Annotated in this window: 15 protein-coding genes; all 15 read left to right on the plus strand. The window is 46.3% G+C overall.

The features are described from left to right. Nucleotides 1-8: 8 nt before the first annotated feature. The 15 genes from aroB (at nucleotide 9) to QP775_RS01435 (ending at nucleotide 14,675) form a co-directional block, all read left to right on the plus strand. The gene (gene aroB, locus QP775_RS01365; protein WP_239327233.1) at nucleotides 9-1,130 is read left to right on the plus strand and encodes a 3-dehydroquinate synthase; all 1,122 of its coding nucleotides are present in this window, start codon (nucleotides 9-11) and stop codon (nucleotides 1,128-1,130) included. A 1-nt stretch (nucleotide 1,131) separates the two neighbouring features. Then, entirely contained in the window at nucleotides 1,132-1,515 is a 384-nt protein-coding gene (gene aroH, locus QP775_RS01370; RefSeq protein WP_239327234.1) for a chorismate mutase, read from the plus strand. 331 nt (nucleotides 1,516-1,846) lie between these two features. Next, nucleotides 1,847-3,481 (plus strand): anthranilate synthase component I, encoded by a 1,635-nt coding sequence (gene trpE, locus QP775_RS01375; protein WP_285102981.1) that lies wholly within the window; start codon nucleotides 1,847-1,849, stop codon nucleotides 3,479-3,481. Beyond that, nucleotides 3,481-4,521 carry an anthranilate phosphoribosyltransferase gene (gene trpD, locus QP775_RS01380; RefSeq protein ID WP_285102982.1) on the plus strand — a complete coding sequence of 347 codons (1,041 nt, stop codon included), beginning with the start codon at nucleotides 3,481-3,483 and terminating at the stop codon, nucleotides 4,519-4,521. The genes trpE and trpD overlap by 1 nt, the downstream gene beginning before the upstream one ends. After that, on the plus strand, nucleotides 4,511-5,326 hold the full coding sequence (gene trpC / locus QP775_RS01385) for an indole-3-glycerol phosphate synthase TrpC (RefSeq protein ID WP_285102983.1): 816 nt from the start codon (nucleotides 4,511-4,513) through the stop codon (nucleotides 5,324-5,326). Before trpD ends, trpC begins: the two co-directional genes overlap by 11 nt. A gap of 10 nt (nucleotides 5,327-5,336) precedes the next feature. Continuing rightward, nucleotides 5,337-6,047: a phosphoribosylanthranilate isomerase gene (locus QP775_RS01390; RefSeq protein WP_285102984.1), complete on the plus strand. Its 711-nt coding sequence runs from the start codon at nucleotides 5,337-5,339 to the stop codon at nucleotides 6,045-6,047. Further along, entirely contained in the window at nucleotides 6,031-7,254 is a 1,224-nt protein-coding gene (gene trpB, locus QP775_RS01395; protein ID WP_239327239.1) for a tryptophan synthase subunit beta, read from the plus strand. Before QP775_RS01390 ends, trpB begins: the two co-directional genes overlap by 17 nt. A 1-nt stretch (nucleotide 7,255) precedes the next feature. Beyond that, nucleotides 7,256-8,095, plus strand: a complete 840-nt coding sequence (trpA, locus tag QP775_RS01400; protein ID WP_285102985.1) for a tryptophan synthase subunit alpha — start codon at nucleotides 7,256-7,258, stop codon at nucleotides 8,093-8,095. Nucleotides 8,096-8,139: 44 nt separating this feature from the next. Then, nucleotides 8,140-9,237: a histidinol-phosphate transaminase gene (gene hisC, locus QP775_RS01405; protein ID WP_285102987.1), complete on the plus strand. Its 1,098-nt coding sequence runs from the start codon at nucleotides 8,140-8,142 to the stop codon at nucleotides 9,235-9,237. Next, nucleotides 9,234-10,328 (plus strand): prephenate dehydrogenase, encoded by a 1,095-nt coding sequence (locus QP775_RS01410; RefSeq protein ID WP_239327242.1) that lies wholly within the window; start codon nucleotides 9,234-9,236, stop codon nucleotides 10,326-10,328. Before hisC ends, QP775_RS01410 begins: the two co-directional genes overlap by 4 nt. 523 nt (nucleotides 10,329-10,851) lie before the next feature. After that, the gene (locus QP775_RS01415) at nucleotides 10,852-11,427 is read left to right on the plus strand and encodes an RNA polymerase sigma factor (protein ID WP_028544268.1); all 576 of its coding nucleotides are present in this window, start codon (nucleotides 10,852-10,854) and stop codon (nucleotides 11,425-11,427) included. Between the two features lie 7 nt (nucleotides 11,428-11,434). Continuing rightward, on the plus strand, nucleotides 11,435-12,028 hold the full coding sequence (locus QP775_RS01420; RefSeq protein ID WP_239327243.1) for a zf-HC2 domain-containing protein: 594 nt from the start codon (nucleotides 11,435-11,437) through the stop codon (nucleotides 12,026-12,028). A gap of 71 nt (nucleotides 12,029-12,099) precedes the next feature. Continuing rightward, the gene (locus QP775_RS01425; RefSeq protein ID WP_239327244.1) at nucleotides 12,100-12,702 is read left to right on the plus strand and encodes a histidine phosphatase family protein; all 603 of its coding nucleotides are present in this window, start codon (nucleotides 12,100-12,102) and stop codon (nucleotides 12,700-12,702) included. A gap of 231 nt (nucleotides 12,703-12,933) precedes the next feature. Continuing rightward, complete coding sequence (locus QP775_RS01430) at nucleotides 12,934-14,082, plus strand: hypothetical protein (protein WP_239327245.1); 1,149 nt, start codon at nucleotides 12,934-12,936, stop codon at nucleotides 14,080-14,082. Nucleotides 14,083-14,192: 110 nt separating this feature from the next. Continuing rightward, a complete protein-coding gene (locus QP775_RS01435; RefSeq protein WP_239327748.1) occupies nucleotides 14,193-14,675 on the plus strand; it encodes a gamma carbonic anhydrase family protein in 483 nt (160 codons plus the stop codon). Nucleotides 14,676-14,693 lie beyond the last annotated feature (18 nt).

Below are 14,693 nucleotides of genomic sequence, written 5' to 3' on the forward strand. Positions count from 1 at the left end.
TGATGATGATGAATATAAATGAACAAGTGCAGGCTGCGGAACTATCAGTCGATATTAACGGCCGCTCCTATCCAATCTGGATAGGAGAAGGCCTGCTTGTCCGTTCTGGGCAATTGTTTCAGTTGGCAGCTATCACATCGAAGAGTCCTGTGCTTATTATTACCGACACACATGTGGCGGAGTTTCATTTACACACTGTGAAGACATCGCTTGAGGCGGCTGGTTATCGGGTAGCAGAATATATTGTCCCGTCAGGGGAAACGTCCAAGTCTTTATCCCAATTGGAGCACTGTGTGACGGCAGCGTTGGCAGCTGGTCTTGATCGCAAATCAACCATCGTTGCACTTGGGGGCGGCGTTGTTGGTGATCTGGCGGGGTTTGTGGCGTCGTCCTATATGCGCGGTATTCGTTTTGTGCAAATGCCTACCACAATATTGGCACATGATAGCAGTGTCGGCGGTAAAGTTGCTGTCAATCACCCGCTTGCCAAAAATATCATTGGTGCGTTCCATCAACCAGAGATGGTTATTTATGATACAGAATCGTTGCGTACGTTATCTATTCGTGACATTCGTTCGGGACTTTCGGAGATGGTTAAGCACGGCCTTATCTGGGACGCTGACTTCGCTGCTTGGTGTGGCGAGCATGCTGCCGAATTGCTGCGTCTGGATAAGGAGAGTTTGCAGTACGGATTATACACAGGCTGCAGTGTTAAAGCGCAGGTCGTTTCACAAGATGAGCGGGAAAATGATCTGCGTGCGATACTCAATTTGGGCCATACGATAGGGCACGCTTTGGAGGCAGTCGGCCAATACGGAGAGTTGCTTCATGGCGAAGCGATTGCGATTGGCATGGTGGGATCGGCCATGCTTGCGGCCAGACTAGGGGAAGATCCGACTATCGAGTCTCGTACACGTGAATTGATGGAGGCATTTGGCCTGCCAACGGTTATTCCTGCCCATTATGATACAGATGCTATTATGTCAGCCATGATGCATGACAAGAAGTTCAGCGAGGGACAGATGGTGTTTGTAGTGCCGACTGCTATCGGAGCTGTGGACATCCGGCGTGATGTATCTGTATCTTTAGTGCGGGAAATCGTTGATCAGCTGAAAGGAGAGAGAGAATAAGATGCTCGTGAGGGGAATAAGAGGAGCTACTACTGTAACGACTAACGATGCCGATGAGATTCTACTGGCGACGACAGAGCTATTAAACAAGATTGTGCAAGAGAATAAGATTGATCCCGAGCACATCTCACATGTATGGATTACGATGACACAAGATCTAGATGCAACGTTTCCAGCGCGCGCAGTCAGAACGATTCCAGGTTGGGAACTGGTTCCAATCATGTGTTCATTGGAAATACCCGTGGCAGGCAGTTTGCCGATGTGTATTCGAATTATGTTAAATGTAAATACGGACAAAGCGCAGGCGGAAATTCATCATGTTTATTTAAATGAAGCGGCCAAACTACGACCAGATCTAGTGGACCGTACCCAAACTTTATCCTAATGTTTGACGAATGCGATGCTGTTGTTGTATATTGACAGTAGCAGAGTTGAGCAGAGTATAGTTTAGATGAGATTAGTTGAGCAGAGCAGAGCAGAGCTGAGAATTAGAGCCTATGTTATTGAATTCGTTCAGGCAGATTATATGCAACGTCTTGTATCGAACAAGACTTTATTCTGGCATATTATCTATACCCTGAGCTGTATTCACCTACTCACTAATAATTTCATCGTTATTTACAACAACCTCTACTGTGCGTAGAGGTTTTTTTGTTGCACTCTGTCCATTTTAAATCAGCCTTTTGAGGCTAATGGACTGAAAGGAGTGAAGGACGATGTTTCCCCATATTCATCAAGTTCTTGAGTTATCCAAGCATTATAATGTGATTCCTTTATCCTGCACAATCGTAGCAGATACAGAAACACCAATACGGCTGTTTCAAAGGCTCCAACATGAGAAGTATGCATTCCTGCTTGAAAGTGTAGAGGGGGGCACCCAGTGGGCCCGTTACTCTTTTATAGGTACAGACCCATTCTTGCTTTTCAAAGGAAAGAACGGTGTTAACGTTGTTGTTGAGCAGGGAAGACAGCATTGCATGGAAGATAAGCCGCTAGAAGCACTTCAAAGTCTGCTGCAGCAATACCGCAGCCCGATTATTCCGGGATTGCCGCCTTTGACTGGCGGAGCGATCGGATTTTTCGGTTACGACCTGATGCAGCAATATGAAGCGCGCCTGCCGCGTCATACCAAGGATGATTTGAACATGAACGATATTCAGTTTATGTTTTGTGATCAGTTGATTGCATTTGATCATGTAAAGCAGCAGATGCAGGTGATGGTGAACCTACACGTTCCAGAACATGCTGAAGCCACACAGATCACTCAATTGTATGAAGAAACTAAGATTAAGCTGGAGCGGCTAATCTGCTTACTATCAGCACCGCTAACCAATGCTCTGAGATCTATGCCCCATGAGGAGTTCACAACACAGCAGTCGACTGCCAGCCGTTCATTGCGTAGCAACGAAACCAAGCAATCCTTTATGGATAAAGTGGAACGGGCGAAGGCGTATATTCGAACAGGAGATGTGTTTCAGGTGGTGTTGTCGCAAAGATTTGAACAAACAACGGAGGCGGAGCCACTAGATGTATATCGAATGCTTCGTATTACAAATCCGTCACCCTACATGTACATGCTTAAAATGGGAGATGAGACACTTGTCGGGTCTTCGCCTGAGGCGTTAGTGCGAGTGAAAGAAGATCGCGTCGAGACTCGACCGATCGCAGGAACAAGACCAAGAGGAAACACGGTCGAATGCGACAATGCGCTGGAGCAAGAGCTTCTGGCAGATGAGAAAGAACGCGCCGAACACATCATGCTGGTTGATCTCGGAAGAAATGACATTGGACGTGTATGCGAATATGGTTCGGTTCAATGTGATTCATATATGAATGTTGAACGCTACTCGCACGTCATGCACATTGTGTCTAACGTATCCGGCCAACTTCGCGCAGACAAAAATTTCTTTGATGCTTTTATTTCTTGCCTGCCTGCTGGAACCGTATCAGGTGCGCCGAAAATTAGAGCGATGGAGATTATAGCAGAGCTGGAGCATGAAGCGCGTGGAGCTTATGCAGGTGCAATCGGGTATCTTGGCTTTAATGGCAATCTTGACACTTGTATTACGATCAGAACGATCATTTTTAAGCATGGCAAAGCTTATGTACAGGCAGGAGCCGGTATCGTGTGGGATTCGATCGCAGAAAAAGAATACGAAGAGACCGTAAATAAAGCAAAGGGAATGTTAGTGGCCATTGAACGAGCAGAACTAATATTCAGTCAACAGCTTCATAAGCAGACAGTTGATAGCAGTACAGCGTCCCCTCCAACTACGGGGTGCAGCCAAGTGAATTGGGATTATTACTTACAGGTTGAACCGGGTTCGGAAATGGAAAGGGGGATTCAATGATGAACACAGATGAGCGGGTAAAAGAAGGGTTGCGTCTTGTGCTGGAAGGGAATCATCTATCAAGGGAACAGGCAAGAGCAGTCATGGAAGATATAATGGAAGGGTTGGCTACTTCGGCTCAGATCGGCGCCTTGTTGGCTGGTATGCGGCTAAAAGTCGAGACCGTTGATGAAATTGCTGGCTTTGCGGAAGCGATGCGCAGCCGTGCTCATCAGGTTGTTACAGCAAAAGATCGCCTCCTGGATACGTGTGGTACAGGTGGATCAGGTATTCATAAATTTAATATTTCTACCGCTTCCGCTATTTTAGCAGCATCCTCGGAAGTACGTGTTGCCAAGCATGGTAATCGTTCAGCTTCGAGTAAAGCAGGCAGCGCGGACGTCTTAGAAGCGCTTGGGGTGAACATTCAGCTTAGCAGCGAGCAAGCTGCTGATTGCCTTGACCAGATTGGCATCTGCTTTATGTTTGCACAGGTATTCCACCCTGCAATGAAGCATGCTGCTGCTCCACGTAGAGAATTAGGTGTACGCACCGTATTTAATATGCTTGGGCCGCTAACGAATCCTGCTGGGGCTGATCGTCAGGTGCTAGGCATATATGATCGGACAAAGACGGATACAGTCGCAGCAGTGTTACGTGAACTGGGCCTAAAACGTGCCTTGGTCGTAGCTAGTGCAGACGGTTTGGATGAAATAAGCTTGTCTGCTCCTACACGAATTAGCGAGCTGAGAAATGGTGATATCATTACTTACGATATTACGCCAGAACAAATTGGGTTAGCTACAATGCCGCTGAGCGAAGTACTGGGTGGGGATGCGAATGTGAATGCAGCTCTGATAAATCGAATACTGCACGGTGAGCATGGCGCACACCGCGACATCGTACTTGCCAATGCAGGAGCCTGCATTTATGTATCTGGTCAAGCAGAGTCCATTGCAGAGGGAGTTCATGCAGCATCAGCAGCAATCGACAGCGGTAAGGCATTGCATAAGCTTGAACAATGGATCGAAACGACAGGAGGCTTAAGTCATGTTTCTTAATCGAATCGTAGCAACTAAGCAAGAGGAAGTAGCGAATTTGCGCAAGACGATGAATCGTCATGAAGTAGAGCAAGCGGCGGCGAGTATGCCCGCTGTTCGCTCCCTGAAAGCGGCATTAACCGCACAGCGCAAGCGTGCAATCGGCCTCATAGCAGAAGTGAAGAAAGCTTCGCCATCTAAGGGATTGATCCGGGCTGACTTTGACCCTGTTGCGATAGCGCGCGATTACGTTGGGGCAGGGGCTGATGCGCTATCTGTGCTGACAGACGTATCCTATTTTCAAGGTGGAATTGATATATTTAAAAGGGTGAGAGCGGAAGTACAGGTCCCTTTGCTGCGGAAGGAATTCATTATAAGCGAAGAGCAGTTGTTAGAGGCCCGCGTGATTGGGGCTGATGCAGTTTTGTTGATCGCTGCGATACTGAACGATGATGAGCTTAAGCACCTGCACCAATTTACTCGTGAGCTTGGAATGGAAGCTCTTGTCGAAGTCCATGATGAAGCTGAACTGGCGAGGGTAAATGCTTTGGAGAATGTGGAATTAGTAGGGATTAACAATCGGAACCTCCATACTTTTGTAACTGACCTCAAACAGACGGAGAAGCTGCGCCCTCTTGTGCCAGAAGGACGTGTCTTAATAAGTGAGAGCGGAATTCATTTGCCAGAGCATCTGGCAGCATTGGCAGAACAGCATGTTGACGCAGTCCTGATCGGTGAACATTTTATGCGCCAAGGAGAAGTTGGAGCAGCCGTAAATGACCTTATGAGCGGGGTGGAGAACGCCTCTGAGCAAATTAATAGCTAGGAGGAGAACGATGAAGGTAAAGATTTGCGGATTGAGCGATGTCCGTACTTTATGTGATGTAGCTGTTTTGAAGCCAGATCACATCGGCTTTGTGTTTGCACCGAGCAGGCGCCAGATTACTCCTCTTGAAGGAGAACGACTCATCAGACAGCTACAAGCATCAGTCGCTGATATTCCACACACAGTTGGTGTGTTTGCCAAAGTAGATCGTGATGGATTGCAGCAAGTGCTAGACCATGTTCCCCTGCAGGCTGTGCAATTGCACCACGTTGAGGATACAGACATATATCAATGGATTAAAGAACGTTGGGACGTTCAAATATGGAGTACGATATCGATAACAGAACCTCGTGCTGCTCAAAAAGATCAGATTTCATATACACGGAACGAACAAGCCGAGCGACAGCTGTCTACGTTGGACAGATGCAGCAATTATGTAGATCTGTTACTGCTGGATACACATGATCCTGTGCATGGCGGCGGGTCAGGTATAACTTTTGCATGGGACGTCATTCCGGCATATGCAAAAGTGGCTCATCAAATGCATTTACCGCTTTACGCGGCAGGTGGATTAGATCCTAATAATGTAGGCTCTCTTCTCTCACAATACTCTATTCAGGGAGTAGACGTATCCAGTGGGGTTGAATCTAACGGCATAAAAGACATAACTAAAGTGGCTTCATTTATAGAAAGGGTGAGATCTTATGACAAGCTCAACTGATACGACTAACACGTATACCTATCCGGATCAACAAGGTCGATATGGATCATTTGGAGGCCGCTATGTCCCAGAGACATTAATGAACGCACTCTTGGAACTGGAGGAAGCTTATAAACAGTATGTAGTTGATCCGGATTTTCAGAAAGAATTGATCCATTTGCTGCGAAATTATTCAGGCAGACCAACAGCCTTGTATCACGCAGAACGGCTTAGCGCAGAACTCGGCGGTGCTAAAATATATTTGAAACGCGAAGACCTAAACCACACTGGTGCACACAAAATTAATAATACGATCGGCCAGGCGCTGCTGGCCAAGCGTATGGGTAAACGTAAAGTCATTGCGGAGACGGGAGCGGGCCAACACGGTGTTGCCACGGCAACGGTTGCTGCACTGCTAGGCATGGAATGCAAAGTGTTTATGGGCGAAGAGGACATGAAGCGTCAGCAGCTAAATGTATTTCGCATGCGTCTACTTGGGGCGGAAGTCGTTCCCGTGCTATCTGGCACACGGACGCTCAAAGATGCTGGCAATGAGACGCTGCGCTACTGGGTAAGCCATGTCGAAGATACGTTTTATATATTAGGATCCGTTGTGGGTCCGCATCCTTATCCTATGATCGTAAGAGACTTTCAACGGATCATCGGCGATGAGACACGGAAACAACTACTTGAGATGGAAGGACGACTGCCAGATGCAGTAGTGGCTGCTGTTGGTGGGGGTAGCAATTCGATGGGAATGTTCTATCCTTTTATTGAAGACAACCAGGTCAGACTGATAGGGGTCGAGGCTGCTGGGAAAGGGATCGACACCGAGGAGCATGCGGCAACGATGACGCTCGGCCGTCCTGGTGTGTTTCAAGGATCGCTCAGCTACTTGCTCCAAGATAAGCATGGTCAGGTTCAGCCCGCACATTCTATCTCAGCTGGACTTGACTACCCTGGAGTCGGCCCTGAACATGCCTATCTTAAAGACTGCTCTCGCGCCGAATATGTGCCGATTACAGATGCTGAGGCGATTGAGGCGCTGCAGTTGTTGTGCAGAACAGAGGGCATTTTGCCTGCATTAGAGTCCTCCCATGCGATTGCACATGCAGTAAAGCTTGCGCCACAGATGAGCCCAGATCAACTTCTTGTAATCTGTTTGTCGGGTCGAGGCGATAAAGATGTAGGGACGATTATGCAAGCATTGGAATTAGGAGGCGAGTAGGATGACTAATGTAGGAAATACAGCTGCTCAAATAGAGAATCGAATTGATACTGCATTCGCACAATTAAAGGCGAGAGGCGAGACAGCACTTATCCCTTTTATTACAGTAGGAGACCCAAACAGACATATAACGCTGCAATTGCTGCTTGGTATGGAAGAAGCGGGTGCAGATGCAATTGAGCTCGGAATTCCTTACTCCGATCCCTTAGCGGATGGTCCTGTAATTGAGAAGGCGTCAGCTCGTGCTTTGCTGCACAATATTACAATCAGCGATGGGATTGAGTTGGCTAAGCAAGCACGCTTACAGGGTGCTAAAATTCCATATATTTTATTTACTTATTATAATCCTGTTCTTCAGTATGGCCTTGAGTCATTATTTCAGGCGTTATCAGAGGCAGATATTAGCGGAATAATCATCCCTGATCTCCCAGTAGAAGAAAGTGGGCCGGTACTTGAGATTGCTGATCATTACCAAGTGCATCTTGTACCTCTTGTAGCCCCGACTTCTAAAGAACGGATTCAGCGAATCGTGAACTCAGCTCGAGGCTTTGTTTACTGTGTCTCATCGCTTGGGGTGACCGGGACGCGAGATACGTTTGAAGCGAACGTAGAAGCGTTCTTGGACGAGGTGCGCGCTTCCACGGCATTGCCGATTGGTGTCGGGTTTGGTATCTCCACCGCAGAGCATGTACGCCGATTCAGTCCGCATTGCGACGGGGTTATTGTGGGTAGCGCAATCGTAAGGCAAATTGAAAATGCAATACCGTTGCTGCTGAACCCAGATACTTCCCATGCAGGGGTCTTGCAAATTTGTGAATTTGTGCGACAATTGAAGTCATAAATTTGTAAGCACAATGAGGGATTTGCAGAAAGGGTGGGGCAGCTATGCAGCCTAAGAAATCAGTCGTACATTTGCCTGTATATCAGCCAGGCAAGTCAGTTGAAGATGTGAAGCGTGAGCTAGGACTTGACGAAGTGATTAAATTAGCGTCGAACGAGAATCCATACGGCAGCTCCGAACTGGCTAAGCAAGCCATTGTAAATGAAGTAAACAATACCAGTCTTTACCCTGATGGTGCAGCTTTGCAGACAACAGCGGCTGTTGCTCATCACTTGGGTGTAAACACGAACCAGATTATTTTTGGAGCTGGCTCTGATGAGATTATATTAATGATCTGCCGGGCTTACCTCGTCGCAGGTGATGAGACAATCATGGCGGATCAGACTTTCCCACAGTATAAGCATAACGCGGAGATTGAAGGCGCAAAGTGTATTGAAGTACCGATGAAGCACGGTGCTCATGATCTGGATGCTATGCTTGCTGCTGTTACGGAACGTACCAAGATTGTATGGATCTGCAATCCGAACAATCCGACAGGCACTATTTTATCCCACAATGAGATTGTGGCTTTTATGAATCAGATGCCTAAGCATGTATTAGTCGTGCTGGATGAAGCATATGTTGAATATGTGACAGATGATCAATTTCCGGACACGTTTGCTTTGTTGAAAGAGTTCAACAATTTAATATCATTGCGTACATTTTCAAAAATTTATGGGTTGGCATCCCTCCGCATCGGATATGGGGTTGGCGATCCTGCTGTGATCCACACAATTAATCAAGTACGTGAGCCTTTTAATACGACACGTTTTGCGCAGGCTGCCGCAAAGGCTGCTATTGAAGACCAGGCCTTCATTGAAATGTGCAGGAACAACAACAAACAAGGAAGAGAGTACCTGCAAGAGCAGTTCAATCGTCTTCAATTGCGCAGCTTTCCTGCCCATGGCAACTTTGTCCTCGTAGATGTTGGCATGCCCGCACAAGACATGTTCCTGATGCTAATGCAGAGAGGAATAATTACACGAGCAGGTCATGGGAAGTACCCAACATATTTGCGTGTTTCAATAGGGAAGCCTGAGCACAACGAAGCTTTCGTACAAGCATTGGAGCAGATTCTGCTGGAAGTTAAGGTGACATCATGAGTACAAACATTGCAATTCTGGGCGTAGGGCTCATCGGCGGCTCGCTCGCCCTTTGCTTTAAAGGTAAACCAGGTATTAAAGTGATCGGGTATTCACCAAATCCATCGTCCACAGATAAATACGTAAAACGAGGAGTAGTTGATACGGCAACGACCTCACTTGAGGAAGCCGTAAGCGATGCAGATTACATTTTTGTATGCTCCCCCGTAGGCATGCTCGATAGCATGCTCTTGCGTCTTCGTGCTTTACCGCTTAGACGCGGTTGTGTTGTTACGGATGTGGGCAGTACAAAAGCCTCAGTATCTAAATGCGCGCGTGAACTGAATTGGGAGGACGTACATTTTATTGGCGGTCATCCGATGGCAGGTTCTGAGCGCTCTGGAGTTGAAGCAGCTTCTACATTATTGTTTGAGAATGCATTCTATGTCCTGACACCTGACGAAGAAGTCAATGAGTCTGCTTATCAGCGTCTGGTCGACTTACTGCAGTACACGCGTGCTCATATTATTAGGATGAATCCGGAGGAGCATGATCGCGTTGTAGGTGCAATCAGTCATCTTCCGCACATCGTGGCTGCGGCGCTTGTTAATCAAGTGCGAGAATATAATGAGCAAAATGACATGTATGTTCATTTGGCTGCTGGAGGGTTTCGAGATATTACACGGATTGCTTCCAGCGACCCGACGATATGGAGTGATATCTTAATTAATAATCGGGATGTTATGCTCACGCTGTTGCGTGATTGGAGACATAACGTTGAGGATTGGATTGACATCTTAACGAACAAAGACAGTGATCGAATTCAGCAGGCGTTCAAACAGTCTGGTGAATTCAGGAGCCGGATGCCAGAACGGCGGAAAGGGATTATCCATGCCTTATACGATTTGTACATGGATGTTCCTGATACGCCAGGTATTATTGGTAAGATTGCAACGGTGCTTGGCAGTCATCACATTAACTTGAGCAATCTCCAGATCATTGAAAGTCGGGAGGATGTGCCAGGGGTGCTGCGCCTGTCTTTCCGCCAGCAGGATGATTGGGATAAGGCTAATGCACTGCTGACGTCAATTGGATACACGGTATATGTATAAGGGAGTTAGTGCCAAAACAGTAGATGCAGAGGGCTTGTGAAGGTTCGTAAACAGGGCCCAAACGGAAAAATTTGATAAAATAAGAAATTATTTTTGTAATGTTATTGACATAATGAAAACGTATACAATATAATAACAGTACAGTATGGTTTCTCTCCACTCCTATCCAATATTTGCACAGTGTGCAGCCACTCCTTGATGGAGTGGTTTTTTTTTGTTTTTAAATTTTTTTATGCCGTGTGCAACAAAACAGGAAAGCTATGCGTTAGATATACAGAAGCATAATGAATGGTACCTAATTTTGAATCTTAAGAAAATTTAAGGTTAATTGGCTTTTGACCTATGTTAAAATACGATTGTGCCCAATAGTATGACAAAAGCTAGCATAACTTGACAAAATGGTAGAACATATTAAGAGATTTATAGTTTTGAATCACCGATTCGCAACTTTTTATAACTTCTGGAGTATAAACGTAAGGTAGCGCATCGGGATCGAAATGGAAAGCTAGGAGGATCGCAATCCATGACTGATTCCCAGATCATTCGCGATATTAAAGACGGTGATGTCGAATTATATGCGGATTTGATGAATCGTTATCAACGTAAAGTGTTAGCCTTTATTTATCACATGCTCAAAAGTTCTCAGCTAGAGCTGATGGCGGAAGATTTGTGTGCGGATACTTTCTATAAGGCATTTAGAAGCTTACATACGTTCCGAGAGGCTGAGGCGTCATTTTCAACCTGGCTGTATACGATTGCACGCAATACGGTGCTAAGCGAGCTGCGCAAGCAGCGCAGCATTCAGGTCTCACTTGACGAGGACAACAGTATCGTACCGGAAGCGCCTAAGGAAGTAGTCCCTGAATATGCAGCATTACGAAACGAGAAAGTGAATCTCGTCAGGGAAGCAATTAATAATTTGCCCGAGAAACAAAGATCCGCTATCATCTTACGTGAATACGACCAGCTCGACTATCAAGAGATCGCACATAAGCTGGGGCAGACAGTTAGTTCCGTTAAGTCACTGTTGTTCCGGGCAAGAGCGAGCATCAAATTGCAGCTGGAAGGCTACATTGCTGAGCCTGGGTTGAAGGGATGAACGGATAATGAAATGTGCGGAAGCGCTCGATTGGATATCGGAATACACCGATATGCCGGCTGACGATCCGCGACGTCTTGCGATTGATATCCATTTGCAAGAATGTGAGGGGTGTGCGGAGCAATATCGCATATGGGCAGCAAGTGAAGAATGGAATGAAGACCTCATGGATTGGGAGGCAGAAGATGAGGTGTTCGAAAGAATATCATTCGAGCCCGCCTTGGTGATGGAACGCATTTATAGCGAGGACCAGTGGCTAATGCCGGTTCATCGTCGCGGTCATCGCATGTCACCGCGTACACGCAATGTATTAGCGGGGATCATTTCATTTTGTCTTGCTGTGTTTCTGTGTAGTCTGATCGTGTTAGTTATCCGCCTTGAACCGAGCAAGGCAGAGCCGGTAACAGGTCTTATCCCGGCTGTTATTGCAGGAAGTACAGACGCAACGACGAATGCTATTATCGTCGATATACCTGCAGATAGTGCGATTGAACCACTTCTTCTTGTTCCAACAGTCCCTCATTATTGGATAGCATTATCTTTGTTTGGAGTGACGTTTGCGTTACTGCTTCTGAATTGGTTGACGAGGGTGAAGCAGTAAGTTCATAATATAGTGAGGGGATTCCCCATCGTAATCAACCTAGTAGATTTAAGGTGAACTAAGGAGAATTCATGACTTCACAAATAATCGGACTTGTCCGTCATGGATTGACGGATTGGAATGCGTTAGGCAAGATACAGGGACAGACCGATATTCCGCTGAATGAGGTGGGTCGTTCGCAAGCTTTAATGTTAGCTGACCGGCTTAAGCAAGAATCTTACCGTTTTGATGCTGTCATTTCAAGTGGTTTGATGCGTGCTGAAGAAACGGCCACCATTATTGCGCGTGAACTCGACCTCCCGTTATTAGCACCGCATCTAGGATTGTTAGAGCGTTATTATGGTCAGATAGAAGGTACGACTGCGGAGGAACGAGAAACGATGTGGGGCTTGAACTGGCGCAAGATGGAGCTTGGTCAAGAGACTGACGAAGTGCTTCGTCAACGAGCTCATGATAGTCTGGAGCACATTGCATCCGCCGCAGATGGGAAGAACATTTTAATTGTATCTCATGGCAGCTGGCTGGCCCAGCTGTTTATTGGTTTGTTCGGTGAGTCATGTACAGGACATATTGGCAATTTGTCATTTACAGTTATCGAGCGCAATCACACGGAGTGGCACTCTTTGCTGATGAATTGCTCAGCCCACGTTCAACCCCACTCATTGCAACGCTAATAAAGTCTGTATTAGAGTAAGGTATTCGCATTTGTTTGCGATTAGACACAACGAATAAGCCTGTGGTTTGCATGCTGCTAAGCATGTACCCGCAGGCTTATTTTATTTGTATAAAAAGTTTTTTTAATCTGTTTGTATATAGATCGTATAAATAAGTGCATTTTTCCAATAATGGTTACTGTACAACGAGATTCGGCAAGAAATTAAAAGAATACGGGATGGAGGTGAAACATGAACTTAGCGGATATGCTTAGTTACGCGGATATACAGCAGCTTGCTCGTATTGCCCGTCAATATGATTGTGAATGCAACTCGCATTCCAAACATGACCTGATTCAATCCATTCTGAGCGCTGTGGGCAGCAGAGATATATTCGAGCACCAAGTGAATACGATGTCATTAGAAGAGCTGCGGTTTTTAAATTCTTTGCTTTTCGATGAACGAGCTGCATTTAGTCTGGAAGAGCTCATTTCGCGTGTGCAGCAGACTCGGTTTGATTCACAGGCGGCTGATAACAAGGAAGCAGCAAATCCAAGGGATACCATCGTCAAGTTTAAACATAGTGGCTGGTTATTTAATGGATGCAGTCAGCAAACCAAGTATTTGTTCCAGGTTCCAGATGATCTGAAAAGAAGGTTTCGTGATGTACTGCACAAGCGATTTCAGCATCAGTTGGTTCATGTGCACGAGCCTGAGGCGTATAGGGATGAGGATGGGCGACTAGGAGAAGATCTGATAGAGCTGCTTCGGTTTGTTCATACTGGAGTAGTGCCGCTTAACAACGAAAGTGTGATGTACAAAAAAACACAGCAGCAGTTGTTAGACAGCTTTGCAGTGAAGGAAGCTGTTGTCCAGAAAGGCGAGTGGCGATTTGGATACGGCAGGCGGTTCCATGATTACCCGAATCGGATGTCCTTGATCTATGATTATGCATTTTATCAGGGCTGGTTGGAGGAAATGGAAGGCCACCTGCGCTTAACAGCGACAGGACAAGAACGGTTTATTAATGGGGGCGGATATGAACCGATTCAACCCATCTATCGTTTTTGGTTAAAGTTATACAAAAATGCGGTGCCCAATTTATTGTCGATTGTGCACTGGGTAAACTTGTGCAGCGCTCGCTGGTCAACAATAGAATCGTTAGAATCCATTCTACAGCCATATCTGAAGCCATTTTATTATGATACGCCGCAATCTATTTTCAGAGAGCGCATTATTCGTATGATGGTATATTTGGGGCTGCTGCGATATGGAGAACATTCGCAGCTTGGTCCGCTCGTGCAGGTTACGAAGCGTGGACAAACCTTAATTCAAGGCGTGTATGTCGATCATGATGATAAGATTCCATTAATTGTTGACAAGCAGCAACGGCATTGCTAAGATGATTCCAACTTTTTTCTTGCTGCGCTTGCAGAAATCCATCCGGTATTCTGAAGGAGCAAGAACCTGTTGGAGGCGATCATTTGTTGTACATACCCTATCAAGATAAGATGCCACGTATCGATGAATCAGTATATGTGGCGGATGGAGCCAAACTTATTGGCGACGTTACAATCGGCGCAGGCTCCACTGTGTGGTTTAACGCGGTGCTGCGCGGAGATCTAGCACCTATTCATATTGCTGAACGCGTCAATATTCAGGATGGTGTTATCGGACACGTCAACACGAATCAGCCGCTTCTTGTAAGTGAAGATGTATCTGTCGGGCATGCCGCCATTATACACGGCTGCCGGATAGGCAAGGGTACATTAATCGGCATGGGGGCTATCGTCCTGAACGGTGCGGAACTCGGTGAATATGCTTTAATAGGGGCAGGATCGGTCATTACCGAAAATAAAAAAATACCGGCCTATACTCTTTCTCTCGGTTCACCCGCACGAGTTATCCGCGAGCTGACAGAAGAAGATTTACAGCGCATGAAACGAACAACAGATAGCTATGTGGTGAAAGGAAAGGAATATAGGAGCTCTTAAGCGTTCGGGTTTGGAGGT

The sequence above is a fragment of the Paenibacillus sp. UMB4589-SE434 genome (genome assembly GCF_030226685.1).
GTDB lineage: Bacteria > Bacillota > Bacilli > Paenibacillales > Paenibacillaceae > Paenibacillus_B.

What these genes read in the sequence shown, in the direction of transcription:
- aroB (WP_239327233.1), top strand. Translation starts at nt 9, where the DNA reads ATGAATATAAATGAACAAGTGCAGGCTGCGGAACTATCAGTCGATATT.
- aroH (WP_239327234.1), top strand. Translation starts at nt 1,132, where the DNA reads ATGCTCGTGAGGGGAATAAGAGGAGCTACTACTGTAACGACTAACGAT.
- trpE (WP_285102981.1), top strand. Translation starts at nt 1,847, where the DNA reads ATGTTTCCCCATATTCATCAAGTTCTTGAGTTATCCAAGCATTATAAT.
- trpD (WP_285102982.1), top strand. Translation starts at nt 3,481, where the DNA reads ATGAACACAGATGAGCGGGTAAAAGAAGGGTTGCGTCTTGTGCTGGAA.
- trpC (WP_285102983.1), top strand. Translation starts at nt 4,511, where the DNA reads ATGTTTCTTAATCGAATCGTAGCAACTAAGCAAGAGGAAGTAGCGAAT.
- QP775_RS01390 (WP_285102984.1), top strand. Translation starts at nt 5,337, where the DNA reads ATGAAGGTAAAGATTTGCGGATTGAGCGATGTCCGTACTTTATGTGAT.
- trpB (WP_239327239.1), top strand. Translation starts at nt 6,031, where the DNA reads ATGACAAGCTCAACTGATACGACTAACACGTATACCTATCCGGATCAA.
- trpA (WP_285102985.1), top strand. Translation starts at nt 7,256, where the DNA reads ATGACTAATGTAGGAAATACAGCTGCTCAAATAGAGAATCGAATTGAT.
- hisC (WP_285102987.1), top strand. Translation starts at nt 8,140, where the DNA reads ATGCAGCCTAAGAAATCAGTCGTACATTTGCCTGTATATCAGCCAGGC.
- QP775_RS01410 (WP_239327242.1), top strand. Translation starts at nt 9,234, where the DNA reads ATGAGTACAAACATTGCAATTCTGGGCGTAGGGCTCATCGGCGGCTCG.
- QP775_RS01415 (WP_028544268.1), top strand. Translation starts at nt 10,852, where the DNA reads ATGACTGATTCCCAGATCATTCGCGATATTAAAGACGGTGATGTCGAA.
- QP775_RS01420 (WP_239327243.1), top strand. Translation starts at nt 11,435, where the DNA reads ATGAAATGTGCGGAAGCGCTCGATTGGATATCGGAATACACCGATATG.
- QP775_RS01425 (WP_239327244.1), top strand. Translation starts at nt 12,100, where the DNA reads ATGACTTCACAAATAATCGGACTTGTCCGTCATGGATTGACGGATTGG.
- QP775_RS01430 (WP_239327245.1), top strand. Translation starts at nt 12,934, where the DNA reads ATGAACTTAGCGGATATGCTTAGTTACGCGGATATACAGCAGCTTGCT.
- QP775_RS01435 (WP_239327748.1), top strand. Translation starts at nt 14,193, where the DNA reads ATGCCACGTATCGATGAATCAGTATATGTGGCGGATGGAGCCAAACTT.